Genomic DNA, 19,547 nt, shown 5'->3' with positions numbered 1-19,547 from the left:
CATCCAAAAAAGTCCCGTGCAAGAATCAAACTCTTGCACGGGACTTTTATTATGATTCAACCTTCTCGCCAAACATCGAGATCGGCATGGCTTCCTGATCTTCAGAACCTTGAACTTCAAGTCGTTCCCCTTGTTCGTTCCTGCGATACCCCCAAGCAAAGACGCCGTTCATATATACGATCTCAAAAAAGATCCCTGGGTCCCCTTCAATCTCATAGACTTCGCCTACTTGATACTTTGCAGGGTTCATCATATATGATTTTGCCATGATAATTTTACGTTGATGGACCGCATACTCGTTTACCATTCCCATTTGTTCAGCTTTTCGAGCTTGTTCTGTTAGCTCAGCTACACGGTCTCTTAACTCTTCTATCGTCATATCACTAAAACGTTTCTCCATGTTGACACCCCTTTCATTTACATTTTAGCAACGATTGGACACAATAGAAACTAGATTCTATATGAAGAAAGGAAGTCATCACATGAGTACCATAGCGATCACAGGAGCCGGGACAGGCCTCGGCGCAGCACTAGCTAAACAATACGCATCCAAAAATAATACCATCTATCTTCTTGGAAGAACCGAGGAACGATTACTTGTCGTTAAACGGGAAATTGAAGAGCAAGGCGGCACGGCAGAAGTTGTTCTTTGTGACGTTACTGACCCTACCTCCGCTGAAAACGCCCTATCTACTATGCCAGCGTTAGACGTGTTAATTAATAATGCAGGACTCGGTATCTTTGGCCCTGTTCAGGAATTAACACCAACTGATATCACTCAAATGCTTAATACAAACGTCAAGGGAACGATCTATATGACCCAATCTGCCCTTCCTCATTTGAAGAAATCAGGCGGTCGTATTCTAAATATCATCTCTACAGCAGGTCTAAGAGGAAAAGTAAATGAATCGGTGTATTGCGCGAGCAAATTTGCACAACGAGGCTTCACAGAAAGCTTACAAAAAGAACTCGCCGACACCCCCGTCTCCGTCACCGCTGTATACATGGGTGGCATGAACACCCCATTTTGGGACGGAAGCGAACACGTCAGTAACCCATCAAAACTAAAAGACCCCGCAACCGTAGCAGAAATCATCTTTAATCAGGATGATGGAAGAGAAGAAATTGAGATTTAACAACCAAAAGCGCAAGCCCCCGGTTAGCCCCGTATAGACTGGACTGAGCCGGCGCGAGATAAAGGAAACACGATAAGCCGCAGGCGAATCGATGTTGACTTATCGACCAGAGGTGAGGGAAGTCTACTAGGGGCTGGGGGCCGGAGCTGGATGTAACCAAAAGCGCAAGCCCCCGGTAGCCCCGTATAGACTGGACTGAGCCAAGCATCAAAAAGAGCTATCATCTTGTAATAAACAGATGATAGCTCTTCCTTCATTCCTCCGTGACGTATTCTTCTAAAAATTGTTCGATTAACTCAAACGGGAACCCTTTGCGGTATAAAGCCCCTTTCACTTTATACTTCAGCTCAAAGCCCTCAGCTTTTGAAGAATATTTACGTAAAGCCTTCTCTCCCTGATGAACAACAGCTTGCCATTCGGCATCGTTGTCTTTTTCATCCGAGATGTCTTCCATAGCAATTTTAATAACGTCTTGGGGAAATCCTTTTTGCATTAACGTCTGCTGAACTTTTTGAATCTGTTGTTTAAATGATTTCCTACCATCCAAACGAAGCTTCTTCTCTACCCACTTACTCGCTTTCTCCACTTGATCCTCAAAAGGATAGTGCTCTAAAGCCTGTTCTGCCTCATTTGCCGTCAGACCTTTTTCGATTAACTCTTTCTTTACAAGCAGAGGACCTTTACTTGATGTGTGGAGACGAGTCCGAACCAAAGCAACAGCAAACTCCTGGTCATTTAGAAGTCCTTCTTTCACTAAGCGATCCACGACAAAATCAATCTTATCCTCTTCGTACTCTTTCTCTCTCATATACGTTCGCATCTCTTTAATCGAACGCATCCGGTAGCTTAAGTAATTAAGAGCAAGGGAATACGCTTTGTGATAGCCGTCTTTTTCAACAAGGACTTCAATAGTCGGTTCATCGATTTCTTGTCCTTTTCGTAACATATACTCGATCAGGATTTCTTCATCGACGCTAAAGGCGTAGGCCTCTCCCTCGCCTCGATCAAGAAATATATTATAACGTTGCGTATTCTTTTTCTGTGTAGTGATTTTAGTGATTTTTGGCAACAATATTCACCTCTGTTTCATCTTATCACGAATTAAGGAAGATCTCGTCCATTCCCTTGTCGCTTTTTCTATAAAACTGATATAAACTAAAATTACCTATATTTGTAGGAGGGTTTCCAATGCGAATAGCCATAACCGGAGGAACAGGATTTGTAGGGACACACATCACGAGACATTTCGTTCATCAAGGTCATGAAGTGTATATTTTAACGAGAAATCCAGACAAGCACCCTAATACGGACAAAGTCAAATACGTTGGTTGGTTAAAAGATGAATTCTCCCCTGAACAAGAACTCCCTCCCCTTGATGGGATTGTGAATCTGGCAGGGGAAAATTTAAATAGCAGCCGTTGGACAGAAGAAACAAAGAAACGCATTATGAACAGCCGTATTGAGGCTACAGAAGCTGTATTAGATCTTATTAAAAAGATGGAACATCCACCAGGGGTACTGGTAAATGCTTCTGCTGTAGGGTTTTACGGCACATCTAAGAGCGAAACATTCACAGAAGAAACGACAACACCAGGTGATGACTTCCTTGCAAATGTTGTAACGGAATGGGAGAAGCGCGCGGAACAAGCTACGAATCATAATGTACGTACGGTTTATTTGCGCTTTGGTGTCATTCTCGGCGAAGAAGGAGCCCTTCCAAAGATGGCGCTTCCTTATAAAATGATGGCTGGCGGACCTGTCGGAGACGGGGAACAATGGATGTCATGGATCCACATTCAAGACATTGTCGGGATGGTAGATTTCGCGCTGAACAACGACCAAGTTAAAGGTCCAATGAATGCAACAGCTCCTGAGCCAAAGCGAAACAAAGAACTCGGCCACACCATTGGGAAGGTCTTAAACCGCCCTCACTGGTTACCTGTACCTTCTATCGCTTTAAAGGGAGCGCTCGGAGAGATGAGCATTCTCCTTCTACAAGGACAATACGTATATCCACAAAAAGCGCTTGAACAAGGCTATGAATTTCAATATCCAACACTGGAACCAGCCTTACGCGACATTTTGTGCGATTAAGAAAGGGAAATGGGGCAACAAATGAAAACACGTATTACTAATGTTTCGATTCATCCAATTACATCTCCTGCTATAGAATACGGGGAAGTTCTTATTGAAGACGGTAAGATTAAGGCGATCGGCCAGACAGTACCAACAGATCCAGAGGAAGAGGTCATTGATGGACAAGGACTACACCTCTTCCCTGGTTTTATTGATGTTCATACCCACTTAGGTTTATATGATGAAGGAACAGGATGGGCTGGCAACGATGCAAATGAAACCATTGAACCTATGACGCCTCATATTCGAGCACTAGACAGCGCACATCCTCTCGATAGCGCATTTCAAGACGCTCGCCAATTCGGAATTACAGCTGCGCACATCATGCCAGGAAGCGCCAACGTCATCGGCGGGACCACTTCTGTCATTAAAACGGTCGGCAGGAACATTACGAATATGTTGCTGAAAGAAACCGCTGGGTTAAAACTTGCTCTTGGAGAAAATCCAAAGCGCATTCACTCCCAATCCCGCAATGATTCAATTACCCGCATGGGCATCATGGGCATGCTCAGGGAAACATTTACTCGCGCTCAATGGTGTGAGTATCCGGATGACCCGCGTAATAAACCTATTATCCAGGCGCTTAAGCGAGAAATCCCTGTCCGCATCCACGCCCACCGCGCTGATGATATTATGAGTGCAGTTCGGTTTGCGGATGAATTCCAATTAGATCTTCGCATTGAACATTGTACAGAAGGCCATCTCATCGCAGAAGAATTAGCCGGACGTAATCTTCAAGTCGCAGTAGGACCAACATTTACGCGTCGATCAAAAGTGGAATTAAAGAACAAATCATGGGAAACCTCCCGGGCACTTACCGAGCAAGGTATACACGTAAGTATCACAACAGATCACCCTTACACTCCGATTCAGTACTTAAATGTTTGTGCTGCCCTCGCAGCCAGAGAAGGTCTTTCACAGCAGAAGGCTTTAGAGGCCATCACCATTTTACCTGCTCGGAATCTAGGAGTAGATGACCGTGTCGGTAGCATTGAAATCGGAAAAGATGCAGACCTTGTGTTATGGAACGGGCATCCGTTTGATTTTATGGCAAAACCTCTATGGACAATGATTGACGGAAAAATCGTTTAATACATCTCCCCTCTTTGGACATCCAAAGGGGGTTTTTTGATGGCAAAGGGTTTCGAACAAACAGACCTTTTTACCTCCTTGGGTATATAAGTTACACTGTTTACACAGCCTCTACTTCTATAGATGTTAACGTTTTGTGAAGAAAACGTTTTTTAAAAGGGATTCGACAACTTTTTCAGAAATAGATAGGGTAGATGAAAGAGAGAATAGAAAAAACACAAATTACCAAAAAACAAAGCCCTTTACCCCTGAGGGTATATGTGATACTATAAAAAATGTAGCAAGCAAGACAAAAATTTTTTAGTTACTCATATACCTCCACTGGTATTATGAATTTGTTATAAAAACTTATTAAAAGCGAGGGATTTTCATGTTATTAAAGTATTTTTATGATGAAAAATTAGCACAGGCTTCTTACATGGTTGGTTGCCAGGCAACTGGTGAAGCACTCGTTGTAGACCCTTCTCGTGACATTCAAGCTTATTTAGATACAGCAAAGAAAGAAAACCTAACTATTACACGTGTTACTGAAACACACATTCACGCTGACTTCGTTTCAGGTGCTAAAGAATTAGCAACAGAAACAGGCGCAACAGCTATGCTATCCGGAGAAGGTGGAAATGACTGGACGTACCAATTCTTAGATGAGATCAATCACGAAATTGTACGTGATGGTGATCAGTTTATGGTCGGTAACGTAAAAATCGAAGTGATGCATACACCAGGTCACACACCTGAGTCTATCTCATTCGTTCTTTACGACCGTGACCAAGATACGCCAATGGGTGTCTTCACGGGTGACTTCGTATTCGTTGGTGATGTTGGCCGTCCTGACCTTCTTGAAAAAGCAGCAGGCCAAAAAGACACATCTCGTGTAGGCGCTAAGCAAATGTTCGAATCTCTAAAACGATTCAAACAATTACCTGATCACATGCAAGTATGGCCTGGACACGGTGCTGGTAGTGCTTGTGGTAAAGCTCTTGGCGCTATCCCTTCTAGTACAGTTGGGTACGAAAAAGCGACAAACTGGGCGGTTCGCCATGATGAAGAAGAAGCATTCATTAATGAATTAATCAGCGAACAGCCAGAGCCACCAAAATATTTCGCTGTGATGAAGAAGGTTAATAAAGTAGGTCCTGCTCTGATTCGTGAGTTAGGTGAACCTAAAAATACTGTTCTTACAGCAGACGAATTATCAAATGAACTTGAAAACGGCATGCAACTGATCGACACTCGCCCTGCAAGTGAATTCGCAAAAGAACACATTGCTGGAACAATCAACATTCCACACAATAAGTCCTTTGCGAACTGGGCAGGTTGGTTAGTGGATTACAACAAACCCGTCTATCTAATCGCAGATGAGCGTAATATCGAAGACTTAACGAAATCTCTTCGTTCAATCGGCGCTGACGATGTAGCAGGTTACATGGAAACAGCTGCAATTGCTGGCCTTAAAGCAGAAGGAATCAAAACAGAGTCTTATGAAATTGCAACACCAGATCAACTAAAAGATAAAATCGCAAACGGAGAAGTAAACCTTATTGATGTGCGTAACGAAGGCGAATGGAACGCTGGACACATTCCACAAGCGAAGCACATTATGCTTGGCTACCTTCAAGAGCGTATTGATGAAGTTCCTACAGATAAGCCAGTTGTTCTTCAGTGTCAATCTGGCGGCCGTTCTGCAATGGCTACAAGCATCCTTCAAGCTAACGGCATCAAGAATGTAACGAACATGGCCGGAGGCTTCGGCGCTTGGTCCAAAGAAGACCTTCCACAAACAAAATAAGTACCAAAAAGGCCGCGTGAATCGCGGCTTTTTTTTTGGCTATGTTCGAGAAAAGAACAGATGGGGCATTACGTTTGGAGGTGCTTGGGCTAGCCCGGGGACGACTCGCTTTCCTGCGGGGAGCTGGGAAGCCTCCTCAGACGGCAAGCCGTCTTCCGGGGTCTCCCCTAGGCTCCTTTCCCCGCGGGAGTCTCGCCGTCCCCGGGCAAGCCCTAACAAAATTAGAATAACGCCCTCGAAGCTTAAAAGAAGGAGGAGATCTCCCTCCGAAATAAGTTAAATATTTTTTAGAAATTTTTTCGAAAAATGAGCAAAATAATGATTCCCTTTTTCGAATGGATCGAGTACTATAAGGATAGAGATATGATGCGAAATCATAAATTATTAATAGACAATTTCGCAGGGAAGGCAAATGGTGAGCCACCAGTTGTAACTGGTCCTAGTGGGTTCGATTCCCACCCCGGATTTTTGTGAGCATTTGATAAAAATTCGAGGGTGGTTCGAGACCAGGAAACCAATGTGTGGATTCCCGAACGGTACAATTCTGCCCTCACGACCAGGAGGGTATTTTTTATGTTGAAAAAACGCGATCTGCACGAGTCCCCGCACCTTTTCGATTTGATGTCTGACCCTGAAGTGTTTCCTTACGTCCGCCACAAAGCCTATTCTTCCGATGAATACTACTTTCTAACTAAACAAACCCTCGAGGCTGAAGAGCGAGGGGAACTAATCTCAAGAACCATTGTAGATGAATGGAATCAACCGATTGGTACAATCAATCTATTTGATATGAGCAACAACAGCGGCTTTCTAGCTACATGGTTGGGCAAACCATTCCACGGCAAAGGCTACAATCGTCTCGCGAAAGAAGCCTTTTTTGAAGAATTATTCTTCGAACTTGATGTAAACACGATCTTTATGAAGATCCGAAAAAGCAACCCACGTTCTAAAAAGGCTGCTCTAAAACTTCCTTACTGCACGCAAGCAAACATCAATTACCCTGAAGTATACGACTGGATTAATCAAGAAGAAGAAGTTTTTGACCTATTCGCTATCACGAAAGATCAATTTGTTTTCCATTACTACCGCACGGACGAAGGCGAAGAACAAGCGCAAGAAGCATGAAAGTCAGCCTAAAGAGCTGCTCGTACCCAACAAGTCGAGTGGCTCTTTTTGTATATTTTTCCTTATTTACGCCTATCCTACTAGTAAAAAGGAGGCTTTTCCATGAAATCAAAAGCACAACAAGCAAAAGAACGTCGCAGCAAGTTAAGTAAAACGCAAGAGGTTATGTATCGTAAAGAGTTCAAACGTGCCAACACTGCACTCGATCATGCAAAAAAGAGTTGATTTTTTTGAAAATTAACCCTGTTGAGAAAAGTTATCCACACAGTTGTGCACACTGTTAACAAGTTTGGAAAAACCTTTCATATCCAATCCCCCATCTGTGTATAATAAAATGTGTATAACTTTTCAGAATTTTGTGGATAGTGTTAATAACTTCTGGAAAACACATGTATATAACCATTCACTTGTGGATATAACTGTGAATAACAGATTGTTCCATTCAAACGATTACAATCGTTTAAACATGCACCGATTCCTCCCCTTTTCGTGCACATATAAAATGGAACAATCATTCTGCACGGCTACCTAAAAAGTAGCCGTTTTTTTATTTCAAAAGCGCAAGTGCCCGCTTAGCAACGTATAGACTGGACTGAACCGCCGCGAGATAAAGGAAACACGATGAGCCACAGGCGAATTGATGTTGACTTATCGACCAGAGGTGAGGGAAGTCTACTAGTTGCTGGGCACTGGAGCTGGATGTAACCAAAAGCGAAAGTGCCGCTTAGCAACGTATAGACTGGACTGAACCGCCGCGAGATAAAGGAAACACGATGAGCCAATGGCGAATCGATGTTGACTTATCGACCAGAGGTGAGGGAAGTCTACTAGTTGCTGGGCACTGGAGCTGGATGTCATCAAAAGCGCAAGTGCCCGCTTAGCAACGTATTAGCACACTAAAGCGTGTCAGACACCCTGCGTTTCTGCGCAGCATTAAAGGGTGTCTGGCACGCTTTATCTTGCTAAAGACATCCAATATGCTATCGGGGTGGTTATTGCTCCCTTTTGGTTTTCTATTTTGTTATAATACCGTTAACTTGAAGTCTGAAGGAGGAGCCATCCGATTATGCTACGATCTGAACCAGAACTATTTGAAATACTCCAACATATTTATCGTGAAATGGATCAACGAAGCGTTCCTAATGCGATTTATTATGCCCTTGAACAGATGAACAACTTTTTCCAAAGTGACGGTGCTGTTGTTTACACCCAACAAAATGGCCGGTTATCCCCTGAATACGAAGCTATTTTAGATACCACTTTATATCCTCTGCCTTTGCTATCCCCTCAGTGGTTGGATGAAGTGAATGCCACAAAGAAATACATCCATAAGAGTCCCCTTTCTTCACCTATCCTTGCACCATTTGAAAGCCTTCCTGCGACCCATCATATTGTCGTACCCTTACATTATAAAGACCTGCAGCTGACAGGTGCTCTTGTCGTGTTCTCAAACCGAGCGTTTAAATATGAGCACTTTATCACCCCTCTTATCACTTTGATTGGCGTCATGTTAGCTCAGAAACAACCCGCTTCACAAGTACAAGAGGAAAGCGTCTTATACAGGACAGATCAAATCCGCCGTCAACAAGCGGAATTTATGCGACTGGCTAAGGATGAGCGGCTAAACACAGTAGACTTAGTCCCTGCAATGCAAATGCTATGTGAATCTACCGCACACACGCTTGGCGCCAGTCGGACGAGCATTTGGTTAAAAAAGAAAGAAGGGCCCTCTCCACATTTTGAAAACATCACGATGTATTCAAAAGACACAAGGTCTCACTCTAAAGAAGAGCCTCTTCGAAAACAACAGTATCCAACCTATTTTGAAGCCATCGAGGAGGAGCGAACGGTCACCATTGAGGATACAAGGCAGGATGACCGAGTAAACGAATTACAAGATATTTATTTCTATAAAAACAACATCAAAGCACTACTTGATGCCCCTATCCTCTGTAACGGGAAATCGATTGGCGTACTGTGTGTGGAGCACACGGAACCAAGACAATGGAATTTTGAAGAAGAAGCCTTCGTAAGCTCAATTGCAGACTTAACCGCCTTCGTGCTCGAGCACATCGAACGGAAAAAGGCAGAAGATGAAGTGAGAAAACTCGCTTACACAGAGCCTCTCACCCAACTGCCAAACCGCAATCAAATGGAAGCCTTGATCGAAGAAAAGATTGCTACCGTTCAGGAACAAACCGAACAGTTTGCAGCTATTTATATTGATTTAGATCAGTTCTGGAAAGTGAATGAAGCTCTTGGATATAAAGTGGGGGATCAGCTTATTCTTGCCATTACAAAACGCTTACGGCAATTGCTTGAATCAGGAGAACAGTTGGGCCGCCTTGATGGAGACAGTTTTCTCGTTCTAACGAGTGTCACAGAGGATCACCATTCACTTTACAGACGTATTCATACATTTAAACAAGCGTTTAATGAAGCTTTCAAAGTGAACGATCAAGGCCTCTTCTTAACATGCAGCATAGGGATCTCCTTCTACCCTGCTCATGGTGATTATTCAGGTGTATTGATTCAAAACGCTCACCGAGCAACCAATGAAGCGAAACAAATGGGACGGAATGTTCTACAAGTCTACCAGGACTCTATGGAACATCAATCTAAAGAACGCTTAATCTTTGAAATGAATCTGATGCAAGGTCTTGAGAAGGGACAATTCCAACTCTACTACCAGCCTCAGATTGACCTTTTCACGAAGAAAGTTGTCGGCCTTGAGGCCCTAATACGTTGGCATCACCACGAGCACGGACTTGTCTCACCAGGAGATTTCATTCCACTTGCAGAGATCACTGGGCACATCGTTCCTATTGGAAAATGGGTTATTGAGGAAGCCGCTCGTCAACTGAAAGAATGGACCGACATGGGCTATGAGAACCTTACTGTATCCGTTAACATCTCCCCTCGCCAATTTCAGCAAGGGGACCTTCCAGACGTTATACAAAGGGCTATTGATACAACAGGAATTTCACCCGAAGGCCTTATTATCGAAATTACAGAAAGTCTCGCTATGGAGAATCAAGACCTCATTATGAAACAAATGGAGTCGATCCGTGACATCGGCTGTTGCATCGCGATCGATGACTTCGGTTCTGGCTATTCCTCCCTTCGTTATCTGCAACACTTCCCGATTCAATCACTAAAGATTGATCGGAGATTTGTGGAGAACATAAGCTCCAATGAAAAGGATGCAGCTATAGCTCAAACCATGATTAACCTGGCCAAAAATCTTGAACTGTCCGTTGTGGCTGAGGGGATAGAAGAAATCGATCAATTAAAAGCACTCAGGAAAATGGACTGTCATCAGGTTCAGGGATTTTTAATTTCGAGACCATTACCGGTAAAAGAGATTACGAAGTGGATGAGGGATTATACTTTATAAAAGTACTAGGAGAAATAAAAAACTACCTGATTGATGTATCAGGTAGTTTTTTAACTATTTTACTCGTTGATTTTCTTTAAAACGCGTTGCCAAGTCTGATAAGTTCAAGCTCTCAGCAATATGTGTATACAGTTCATCAATGTGTTGAAAATTAGGCTGAATCACACTATAAGCATTAGGATTTTCAGTAAGATCATCCCGAGATGAAGCCAAGAAGCTCCCCACCTTACCCTGAAGTTCATTCAGCATAATGAGCGCCCTCATGTAATGGGTATCTGCCAAATCGGGGAACTTATCTTCTAATTCACTTACCGCTTCTCTTGCTTCCTCCAATCTTCGATGCTGTATACATATCTCAGTTTTTAACATTAAGTTATCCAGTAAATAAGATGAAGTGTTCGTGGAATCCGCTTGAGTACGCCCTACTTCTAAATAACGAAGAGCTTCATCCGCTTTATGAACAGGGTCTGCATGGTAGAGATCCCTCGCATAGAAATAATACCATTTCGGTTTCACCTTTCCCGATTCCATCATTTGTTTCATTAAGTTAATATTTCGACTAACCTTCTGTTTCTCTTCCACCTTTGTCGGTTCGTACCCATCATGAGCAACTTCAAAATCCATATGAATCCCTATCGTTTCTCCTCCACCAGGAAGGACAGGCTCTTCGTGAACTGTTCCTTCAAATCGAATCCCACTTCTGTTTGAGAAGAATCTTCTGTTATCAAATGTAACACGTCCATTATGTTCTTGAATAAGAGGACTAAGGGCTACAGATTCTTCTAGTCCCAGATAAGTAATGACTTTAGCAATACGACCGAGTTTTGCTACGTTTTCATGATTAGGAATATAGTTGTCTGCATCAATAAAGTAAACCCAATCTGTATGAGCATATTCAATTAGGCGGTTACGATGATAAGAGAAATCATTTTCCCACTCTAACGAAATGAGCTCTGTGTCAGGAAACTCTTCTTCAATAATGGTTGTTGTGCGATCAGTGGAATAGGAATCTAAAACGATAACAGAATCAAAGTAAGACGAAATTGACTGTAGCACGCGCCTAATCGTTTTCTCCTCATTATAGGTCATGATACAACAGGCTGTACTCGGGGTGATGACCTTCTCATAATCTTTAATAAATGTATCTTCATTAAAGGCTGTATCCTGAGGTAACTCTTTCTCTAATTTATCTATATCCAATATAAGCCTTAGATCTTCACCGAAATCAGTCTGACTATACTTTTCTAATAACGGGGTTAGGGGTTGATGAGATTCCATTCCTTCCCTCCTAAATGAAGTAGAACTAGTACGATTTTGTTCACCTAATTCATCTAAAGTAAGCACATGGGTTAAACTTCCCTCTTCTTTAGTATCAAAACGATAAGTCTTGTGGAAATATTCTTTACTTAAATTCCGGTGCGAGATGTAGATCATCATAGACTGGGAGTTGCTAATCTCAGCTAAAATAGTATGAACTGTATCCTCATCTACATGACTTAATGCTTCATCCATAATGAGCAATTGATGGCCCTGAACGAGAGCCCTAGCTAAGTTTAAGCGCTGCTTCTGACCAGAAGACAGATTGCCTCCCTCTTCGTATATGGTTGTTTCAATGCCTTGCGGGAGTTTTTGAATATGGGCGTTTAACTGCACAATCTCTAATGCCCGAATGACTTCATCAGGGTCAACCGTATCCCCCATGCTTACATTTTCATAGATTGTACCATCTAAAATAAGTGGCTCATTGCTCACATACGTAACGGCTCTTCTAAGAGAGGAGTTGGTATACGTACGTATATCTTCCCCATTAACAAAGATGACGCCCTCAGTTGGTGTTAATAAATTAGCCAGTAGTTTAGTAAATGTGGATTTACCTGAACCGCTCTTTCCATGAAGATAAATGCGCTCACCACGTTCAATTTCAAATGAATCACACTCTATAAGCGTTTCTTTTAAATTGTAGCCATATTTAAGTTCATGTGCCTCTACTGATAGGATATCCTCCACATCTTTATCCCCTTCAGGTTGCACAGGGTATCCCAGGTAATCTTTAAATCGGTTAATCGTTACAAGTGCTTCTTGGAGTTCCACTTGTGTATTAATCAAATTATTAACGGAAGCTATAATGAAATTTAATAAAGTTACGTATAGGACAAGATCCCCCAGACTAAGAGAACCATTTATAATTTGAAGAGTACCATACCAAACGATCACTAAGAAGAAGACATTCATTAACAACGTCTTTAAAGCCCCACTTTGATTCTCTGTGGTTCTTAGTTTGTAAAGAGCACGCTGTTCACTCTTGATCTTAGATACAATTCCTTCATGAACATAGCTTGTCTTATTAAAGGAAAGAATAGAGTTCATTTTCCCTAGGAACTGGACTAGAAAGCTATTCACTTCTGCCTTTGCTTCTAAATATTTCTTAGCCCTTCTTGCAATTACGTTGAAATATAAGGCGGTGATTAGTAGAAATGCAATACAAGCTCCCATCGTAAGACCAAAAATCTGCACATTAGTAAACAACAAGATAGAACTTGCTGCTACCGCAATCGTGACGTCTAATACATTTCCTATAACCGACTTGTTCAAAATCTCCCTGATTTGCAAGGAATCTTCATAACGGGATATTAACTCACCACTGTTTCGTTTATCATGAAAATCCAAACCTACATGCATCATATGTTTGAAGTAATCATCCGCAATGTGTAAATCCATATGGTTTGATAGCCTTACAATGATTTGTGATCTGGCAAAACCAAATAACGTAAAAAGAACATTCACAGCAACAAAACCTATTAACAATAGATGAAGTGTTCTGATATTACGGTTAGGTATAATATAATCAATGGTCAACTTAAAAAACATTGAATTTAAAACGGTTAACAATAAAAAGGCAATTGAAAAAACAATTACTGTGACCAAAGCTCTTCTGTTATTCTTTAAAAGTTCTAAGAAAAAGGATTTCATGCTGTACCCTGAACGCAACCTTTCTTCTTGAACCTCAGCCTCATTGGCAGCTATAGGGTGGACCTCGATAAAAACTCCGGTTATGATTTCATCAAACTCATTAAAATTGAGCTTGTTAGGCCTCTTCTCTGAAGGATCACTAATGACCACACCGTTTTCTTCCACTTCATAAACAACAACATAATGCCTTCTTTCTTTGTTCTGAACGTGAGCAATGAATGGAGTTGAAAGTTCTTCAAGTGAAGATTTTATGTCCTCCCCTACGTGCTTAACTGCTTTCCCATCATAACCAAAACGCTCTAAAAGTAGCTTTATATCTCGTAGTGTATATTCACCATCTGTAAAGTGTAAGTCCCGAATATAACTGTAATTATGGTGGGTGCCGTAGTAAGTGAGCACACTTGAAACTACTGCAATTCCACAATCATTCTCTGTTTGTTGCTTAATATGATACGAATTGTATTTCATAGTGAATAAATACCTCTCTACAAATAAAAGAGGAATTCCTGACAGAATTCCTCTTCATAATTAATAATTATCTACAATATTTGTACATCTGCTCTGCATATACTTGCTTGCTTCCACAACCCCTACTAGCGAGCTGGCCTGCCATCCCCCAAGAATACGCACCACAAAGAGCAAGATCTCCACTTCCTGAAGAAGTTCCACCAGCTTGGCGAGCGTTGTAACCACCAGAAGTTTCTTCTAACTCAGCTACATCAATTTCTACAAAATTGTTCTTTTTGTTTGCCATTATGAATCCTCCTTCTTGGTTGTTTTTGCTACAAATTTTATTCTTACATAAAACGACTAAATTTTCAAAAATATCCGCATATTTTAAGACTTTTTTACTAATTCATACAAGAATTCCCCTTTGTAAGTACAAAAAATGCTCGTTTTAATAAGAGCCAGCCTCCCTGGAAGGCTGGCTCTTCTATCATATTATTCTGTAAAAAACTTTTTCACATTATTAAGAAAGGAAGAACCGCTTCCCCCTTGGTTTTCACTATGACCGCCTTTACTCTCTTCTTGTTTAGCTACTTGATCTGATGGTTTAATCTTTGACTCAGCCTGAGCTTCTTTAACGGGCGGTTTCACCTCATTCTGTTCTGACGGCTTTACGGGTTGTTGAACAGCATCGCGTTGCAAAGACTGCTTCTGATTGGGACTAGGTGGCTCAGGTTTAGTCGGTTTCTGATAGGATGGGTAACTAGTTGGTTTATTCGGATAAGCATTTCTCACCTGGCGGCTGGTCGGACTTTTAGGAGACCTATTTGAAGAGGGGCGCGTTGTTTTGGGTTGTGAATAAGGATTTTTTAACTGTTGAGTTTCCTTTGCATTCTTAGCAGAGTGATAAAACCAACTATCTGCTGATACGACCGAATTAGAACGATTCGCTTCTTTAGGCTTTTCTTGCTGTTTATCTTCCACTACATCTTTCTGCCTTGTTTCTTCTTCCGCTTCAACTTCTACTATAGGAGATTCTACTTCCTTCGCCTCATCCTTAATACCTGAAACAACTTTTACGATCTTTTCTTCAAACTCATTTACATCATGAATGAGCTTTTTGAGAATCTCTACATTACTACGATCAATGTCTAGTGTATTCACCTTCGAATGTAAGTCCTCTACTTGCATTACAATATCATTCACCTTGGCCACAACTTCTTGATTTCCACCGACACTTTTGGCTTGTGTATCTTTTAGATCATTGATTTCATTCCTTAGGTCTTGTAAGGATTGAGGATTATGAGAATACAAGTCTTCCTTCGTAACAAATTCTAATGAGGTAATTTGGGATTCAAGATTTTTTATATAACCCTTAAACTCTATACTCATTTCGTTCTTTATTTCCTTTACCCATTCTTTCAAAGAAGATTTATGTTTTAATTCAGACTCGACACGCTGCTGTTGTAATTTATCAATCTCTTGTAGATATTGGTTTTGTAATTCTTGCAGATCGCTTTTAAAAATAAGTGAAGGCAAGTCGATTTTAGAAATAAACTCTTGTATGATCCCCCTTATCTCTTGAGTACGTTTTTCTTGTTTATCATCTGCTTCCATTATATTGTTCTTTAATTCTTGGATTTGATGATTCATTTCCTCAGGATCAACAAACTCCAACTCTTCTATTTTTTGATTTAAGTCTGTTGAAGATTTCTGTAGTTCTTCAGCTTTCTTACTATTCTTTTCTTCATATACAATTATATCTTTGAGACTACTAATCATATTTTCTGCATTGGTATTCATCCAATCCTCAATCGTATTCACCCGTAAATTCACCTGCAACAAACTATCCGATATTGCTTTTATTTCTTCTTTATTGACTTGGCTACTTTTCAGTGATTCTAATAGACCTTCTATTTTATTCTGAGAAGTGTGGACTGCATAGATCTTATTTTCTGTGTTCCTCAATTCTTTCTTCATATTAAGAAGATCATTCCAGATATCATTCGAATAAGCAGAAGCTTGCTCTGACTTTTTTAACTGTTGATGAAGCGATTCAAGTGTAGTTTCTAGTTCACTAATTTGTTGCAACGATAATTTTTGCTCTTTTGACGCGGACCTCAACATATCCAAAATAGATTTCTTCTTATTCGAAAGACTCCACAGTACATCTAACGAATCAGTTTCCCTCTCTAACTCAAAAAACAAAGTTTCCAGATCATTTTGTAATTGCTCCACTTTTATTAACGATTCTCTACTCTCTGTCTTCCCATCATTAGTCTCCATAGGTAACCACCCTTTCTTATACTCATTCTTGTTTCTATTTATATTCGCATTAGATATTTGTGTGATGAAGATCGTGGTGAAGGTGGTAACTCCTAGGTTTAGTAACTATTTTCCAATATTTCTATTAAAATAGACAATTTCCTTATACCGTATATACGTACTTCACATAGGATGTAGCGTAAAACAAATATTTATCAGAAAGGAAGATTTGTTCATGGAACATTTAGGAGACCTTAGTGGGTTCCGCCGTGAGTGTATTGATGCTCAAAAAGTTTTTGATTATGTCATCGTAAACCTCGAAGGCACAGATAATGCTGTTCGCTTCTTTCCAAGCAACGGTTTAACTGCGGCTGACATTTGTCCGATTCTTGATGCTGGTGGAAGATTAGCCAACATTCAAACTGATGTTGTTATTCCTGAAGAGGGGGGATGTAGCGTAGAAGTAGATGGAGACGAAGTAGTTGAAATAGATGGTGAAGAAGTAACATTACAATGGGTTACAGTTACTAAAGATGAGCCGCTAACATTCCGTATCAGCTTTGATGTAGTAGATGAAAATGGATGTGTTGTTGGTTCAGCATGTGGAACATCCTTAATCCGTGATATCGCTCAAGAAAACCTATTACTATGCGCACCAGAGGGGACTACTGTAGCCTGCACACTTTTACCTTCTACTTCAATACGCCCATACAACTTTAGATGCGTAGGAGATCCGATTGATCTTCGTTTTAGCGTTCGATACAACCTTTGCCAAGCCATCCAGTCGTATGATCAAGTAAAACTTGAAGTATTTGCTCGTCTATGTCAACCTCGCCCAATTATTAGCCCAGTGGATACTTGCCAGCCTATTGTACCCCAACAATGTCCTGCTATCTTTCCAGGTACAATGAACATGAATGGTTCCGACTCTTAATTCTTGGTAATTAGAATAAATAATTTGAAAGGAAGAATGATTAAATGGAACAGTTTGGAGATTTAAGCTTTTACCGTCGTGAATGTATTGATGCTACAAAAGTTTTTGATTACGTTATTGTAAGTCTTCCAGGTACAGATACAGTGACTTCTGCAGTTGGAGACCTAACATTAAACCCAACAACTGCAGACCTTTGTACCCTTTTAGATCCAACAACAGATAACAGAGTAAGAAATGTCCGTACAGAAATTCTACCGGATGCAAGTACATGTGGAGAAGTAGATCCACAATCCCGAGTAGATGAAACAGTTGAAATTGATGGAGAGACAGTCACTCTTCAATGGGTAACGATTGAGAAAGATACTGTAACATTCCGTTTTAGTTTTGATGTAGTTGATCCAAATGGATGCGTTCTTGTCAATGTCTGCGGAACTTCAGTGATTGACAACATTGAACCTGAAGATGTACTACTTTGCGCACCAGAGGGAACGAATGTGGATTGTATGCTACTTCCTTCCTCTACAGTACGTCCATATAATTTCACTTGTGGCGGAACTGCTGACACATTAACTTTCTCTGTTAACTACAACCTTTGCCAGGCTATCCAATCGAATGACGAAGTGAAGCTTGAGGTAATCGCACGCCTTTGCGAACCTCGACCACTGATTAACCCTATAGAAACATGCGAGCCAGTAACTCCGCAACAATGTCCAGTTATCTTCCCTGGTCCACGAAACAATGGCTAATTAAAACTATAACGTGCAGATTGAAAAGTCTGCACGCTTACATAACTTGCTTAATAAAAGACTTTTCTTTTTTCTGCAAGGCATGTATTCCAATAATTGGTGAAAGGATGAGAACATTGGTAAATAATCTATGTGATTATAATCGTGAATGTATTGATACATTAAAGGTCTTTGACTACGTGATAGTAAATAGGTCAGGCACCATCTCAAATATCCCGTTCACTCCATCAAATGGGGTAACAACAACTGAGATCTGCGACTTAATAACAGCAGGCAATCAATTTTCAAATGTACGAGTAGGCAATATTATAGCTTCGTGCAGTGAAATCGAGCCTAGAGAAGATCAAGAAGTTGAATTAGAAAATGGGGAAAGCATTACTTTACAGTGGGTAACTCTAACAAACGGGCCAATTACTTTAACCATTACATTTGATATTGTAAATGATCTCGGCCAAAAGATTGACACATTTTGTGGAACAATTAGCGGACCGGCAAACTCTCTACCTCCTGAGCAAATCTTACTTTGCGCTCCAGAAGGAACAGAAATTAGTTGCGAATGGCTCCCTTCTACCATTAAAGCTTTTAATGTTCAATGTATTCCTCAAGGGCAAAACCCACCACTTATTACATTAAGCTTAACAGGTACTCTTTGCTTAGCCATCCAATCCTACGACGAAGTAAAATTAGAAATCTTCGCCAAACAATGTCAGCCTCGTGAACTCATTAATCCAACAACTACTTGTGCACCTCAAGCACCACAACAATGCCCTCAAATCTTCCCTGGTCATCTATAAAGTGCAGAGCCTTTCTGCACTTCACTTACATATGTGGGATTATTCCATCTGCCTACTTCATAGTATGTAACGAGAAGGAGGTCTGTGAATGGATAAGAAACTGAAAAAGGTTGAGAAGAAAATCAAAGATATCGAAAAGGATTTAGAAAAAACGAAGGAATTACTTGAAGAAGCGCGTGCGGGGACAAATTCAGACCCAAGTCCACCTCAAGAAACGTTCATGGTGATCCCTTATTTCAGTCATACCGTACGGATTCCCCAAAAAGATGACGAGTCTCATATTCACATAATCGGCAGCTTTAGCATCCAAAATAAAGGGAGTCTCCCTTTACGGAGTCCTCATATTTGCTTGAAATTAAATACAACAGACTCTTCGTCTTTCACGGGAAGAATCAGCCCTGTAGAAATGGTCGACCAAGGCTACAGTCCAGTTCCCATGCAAACATGGAACTATCTGAATGAAGATGCGCAACGTTTAGTGGATGAGAAAGGTGAATACTGGCTTGCTCCTCTAAACGTAAACGAACTTTCCGGAGGGACGTCATTGAGTTTCGCTAACTTTCAAGTGAAAGTAGATCGAACCGAGCACAAAGGCCCTTTTAAAATTGAAGGATTCGTTTATGGGAAGGAAATCAAAGAAGGTTTACCGGCTTTGAATAAAATCAATCTCTCCTTATAAATAAAGGGTTTATCCACCATGGATAAACCCTTTTTAA

16 protein-coding genes are annotated in these 19,547 nt (G+C 41.0%); 11 read left to right on the top strand and 5 right to left on the bottom strand.

The features are described 5' to 3' along the window. Positions 1-49: 49 nt before the first annotated feature. Entirely contained in the window at positions 50-400 is a 351-nt protein-coding gene (locus tag QNI29_RS03035) for a YfhH family protein (protein WP_231419346.1), read from the bottom strand. A gap of 82 nt (positions 401-482) precedes the next feature. Between QNI29_RS03035 and QNI29_RS03030 the strand changes: the two genes are divergently transcribed. Further along, positions 483-1,136: an SDR family NAD(P)-dependent oxidoreductase gene (locus QNI29_RS03030; RefSeq protein WP_231419345.1), complete on the top strand. Its 654-nt coding sequence runs from the start codon at positions 483-485 to the stop codon at positions 1,134-1,136. A 253-nt stretch (positions 1,137-1,389) separates the two neighbouring features. On the opposite strand, the gene recX is transcribed toward QNI29_RS03030, so the two are convergent. Next, complete coding sequence (recX, locus tag QNI29_RS03025) at positions 1,390-2,205, bottom strand: recombination regulator RecX (RefSeq protein ID WP_231419344.1); 816 nt, start codon at positions 2,203-2,205, stop codon at positions 1,390-1,392. A 119-nt stretch (positions 2,206-2,324) separates the two neighbouring features. On the opposite strand from recX, the gene QNI29_RS03020 reads away from it, so the two are divergent. The 6 genes from QNI29_RS03020 to QNI29_RS02995 all read left to right on the top strand — a co-directional run bounded on the left by QNI29_RS03020 (position 2,325) and on the right by QNI29_RS02995 (position 10,675). Next, a complete protein-coding gene (locus tag QNI29_RS03020; protein ID WP_231419343.1) occupies positions 2,325-3,230 on the top strand; it encodes a TIGR01777 family oxidoreductase in 906 nt (301 codons plus the stop codon). Positions 3,231-3,251: 21 nt separating this feature from the next. After that, entirely contained in the window at positions 3,252-4,364 is a 1,113-nt protein-coding gene (locus QNI29_RS03015; RefSeq protein WP_231419342.1) for an amidohydrolase, read from the top strand. 370 nt (positions 4,365-4,734) lie between these two features. Then, entirely contained in the window at positions 4,735-6,153 is a 1,419-nt protein-coding gene (locus tag QNI29_RS03010; RefSeq protein WP_231419341.1) for an MBL fold metallo-hydrolase, read from the top strand. A gap of 573 nt (positions 6,154-6,726) precedes the next feature. Continuing rightward, a complete protein-coding gene (locus QNI29_RS03005; RefSeq protein WP_231419340.1) occupies positions 6,727-7,278 on the top strand; it encodes a GNAT family N-acetyltransferase in 552 nt (183 codons plus the stop codon). A gap of 102 nt (positions 7,279-7,380) precedes the next feature. Continuing rightward, a complete protein-coding gene (locus QNI29_RS03000; protein ID WP_231419339.1) occupies positions 7,381-7,503 on the top strand; it encodes a YfhE family protein in 123 nt (40 codons plus the stop codon). Between the two features lie 841 nt (positions 7,504-8,344). Next, positions 8,345-10,675 (top strand): sensor domain-containing phosphodiesterase, encoded by a 2,331-nt coding sequence (locus tag QNI29_RS02995; RefSeq protein ID WP_231419338.1) that lies wholly within the window; start codon positions 8,345-8,347, stop codon positions 10,673-10,675. 54 nt (positions 10,676-10,729) lie between these two features. On the opposite strand, the gene QNI29_RS02990 is transcribed toward QNI29_RS02995, so the two are convergent. The 3 genes from QNI29_RS02990 to QNI29_RS02980 all read right to left on the bottom strand — a co-directional run bounded on the left by QNI29_RS02990 (position 10,730) and on the right by QNI29_RS02980 (position 16,378). Continuing rightward, a complete protein-coding gene (locus QNI29_RS02990; RefSeq protein WP_231419337.1) occupies positions 10,730-14,113 on the bottom strand; it encodes an ABC transporter transmembrane domain-containing protein in 3,384 nt (1,127 codons plus the stop codon). Between the two features lie 67 nt (positions 14,114-14,180). Next, complete coding sequence (locus QNI29_RS02985; RefSeq protein ID WP_231419336.1) at positions 14,181-14,399, bottom strand: hypothetical protein; 219 nt, start codon at positions 14,397-14,399, stop codon at positions 14,181-14,183. A gap of 188 nt (positions 14,400-14,587) precedes the next feature. After that, positions 14,588-16,378, bottom strand: a complete 1,791-nt coding sequence (locus tag QNI29_RS02980) for a hypothetical protein (RefSeq protein WP_231419335.1) — start codon at positions 16,376-16,378, stop codon at positions 14,588-14,590. Positions 16,379-16,586: 208 nt separating this feature from the next. On the opposite strand from QNI29_RS02980, the gene QNI29_RS02975 reads away from it, so the two are divergent. From QNI29_RS02975 to QNI29_RS02960, 4 genes are all read left to right on the top strand, one after another. Then, the gene (locus QNI29_RS02975; protein ID WP_231419334.1) at positions 16,587-17,291 is read left to right on the top strand and encodes a BMQ_0737 family morphogenetic spore coat protein; all 705 of its coding nucleotides are present in this window, start codon (positions 16,587-16,589) and stop codon (positions 17,289-17,291) included. Between the two features lie 44 nt (positions 17,292-17,335). Continuing rightward, a complete protein-coding gene (locus tag QNI29_RS02970; protein ID WP_231419333.1) occupies positions 17,336-18,037 on the top strand; it encodes a BMQ_0737 family morphogenetic spore coat protein in 702 nt (233 codons plus the stop codon). A 116-nt stretch (positions 18,038-18,153) separates the two neighbouring features. After that, positions 18,154-18,831 carry a BMQ_0737 family morphogenetic spore coat protein gene (locus QNI29_RS02965; RefSeq protein WP_231419332.1) on the top strand — a complete coding sequence of 226 codons (678 nt, stop codon included), beginning with the start codon at positions 18,154-18,156 and terminating at the stop codon, positions 18,829-18,831. Positions 18,832-18,919: 88 nt separating this feature from the next. Then, positions 18,920-19,510, top strand: a complete 591-nt coding sequence (locus tag QNI29_RS02960) for a hypothetical protein (protein ID WP_231419331.1) — start codon at positions 18,920-18,922, stop codon at positions 19,508-19,510. Positions 19,511-19,547 lie beyond the last annotated feature (37 nt).

Origin of the sequence: Pontibacillus chungwhensis (assembly GCF_030166655.1) — a bacterium.
In the GTDB taxonomy this organism is placed as follows: Bacteria; Bacillota; Bacilli; order Bacillales; family BH030062; genus Pontibacillus.
This window is presented reverse-complemented; position numbering and strand designations above follow the sequence as displayed.

What these genes read in the sequence shown, in the direction of transcription:
- QNI29_RS03035 (WP_231419346.1), bottom strand. Translation starts at nt 400, where the DNA reads ATGGAGAAACGTTTTAGTGATATGACGATAGAAGAGTTAAGAGACCGT.
- QNI29_RS03030 (WP_231419345.1), top strand. Translation starts at nt 483, where the DNA reads ATGAGTACCATAGCGATCACAGGAGCCGGGACAGGCCTCGGCGCAGCA.
- QNI29_RS03020 (WP_231419343.1), top strand. Translation starts at nt 2,325, where the DNA reads ATGCGAATAGCCATAACCGGAGGAACAGGATTTGTAGGGACACACATC.
- QNI29_RS03015 (WP_231419342.1), top strand. Translation starts at nt 3,252, where the DNA reads ATGAAAACACGTATTACTAATGTTTCGATTCATCCAATTACATCTCCT.
- QNI29_RS03010 (WP_231419341.1), top strand. Translation starts at nt 4,735, where the DNA reads ATGTTATTAAAGTATTTTTATGATGAAAAATTAGCACAGGCTTCTTAC.
- QNI29_RS03005 (WP_231419340.1), top strand. Translation starts at nt 6,727, where the DNA reads ATGTTGAAAAAACGCGATCTGCACGAGTCCCCGCACCTTTTCGATTTG.
- QNI29_RS03000 (WP_231419339.1), top strand. Translation starts at nt 7,381, where the DNA reads ATGAAATCAAAAGCACAACAAGCAAAAGAACGTCGCAGCAAGTTAAGT.
- QNI29_RS02995 (WP_231419338.1), top strand. Translation starts at nt 8,345, where the DNA reads ATGCTACGATCTGAACCAGAACTATTTGAAATACTCCAACATATTTAT.
- QNI29_RS02990 (WP_231419337.1), bottom strand. Translation starts at nt 14,113, where the DNA reads ATGAAATACAATTCGTATCATATTAAGCAACAAACAGAGAATGATTGT.
- QNI29_RS02985 (WP_231419336.1), bottom strand. Translation starts at nt 14,399, where the DNA reads ATGGCAAACAAAAAGAACAATTTTGTAGAAATTGATGTAGCTGAGTTA.
- QNI29_RS02980 (WP_231419335.1), bottom strand. Translation starts at nt 16,378, where the DNA reads ATGGAGACTAATGATGGGAAGACAGAGAGTAGAGAATCGTTAATAAAA.
- QNI29_RS02970 (WP_231419333.1), top strand. Translation starts at nt 17,336, where the DNA reads ATGGAACAGTTTGGAGATTTAAGCTTTTACCGTCGTGAATGTATTGAT.
- QNI29_RS02960 (WP_231419331.1), top strand. Translation starts at nt 18,920, where the DNA reads ATGGATAAGAAACTGAAAAAGGTTGAGAAGAAAATCAAAGATATCGAA.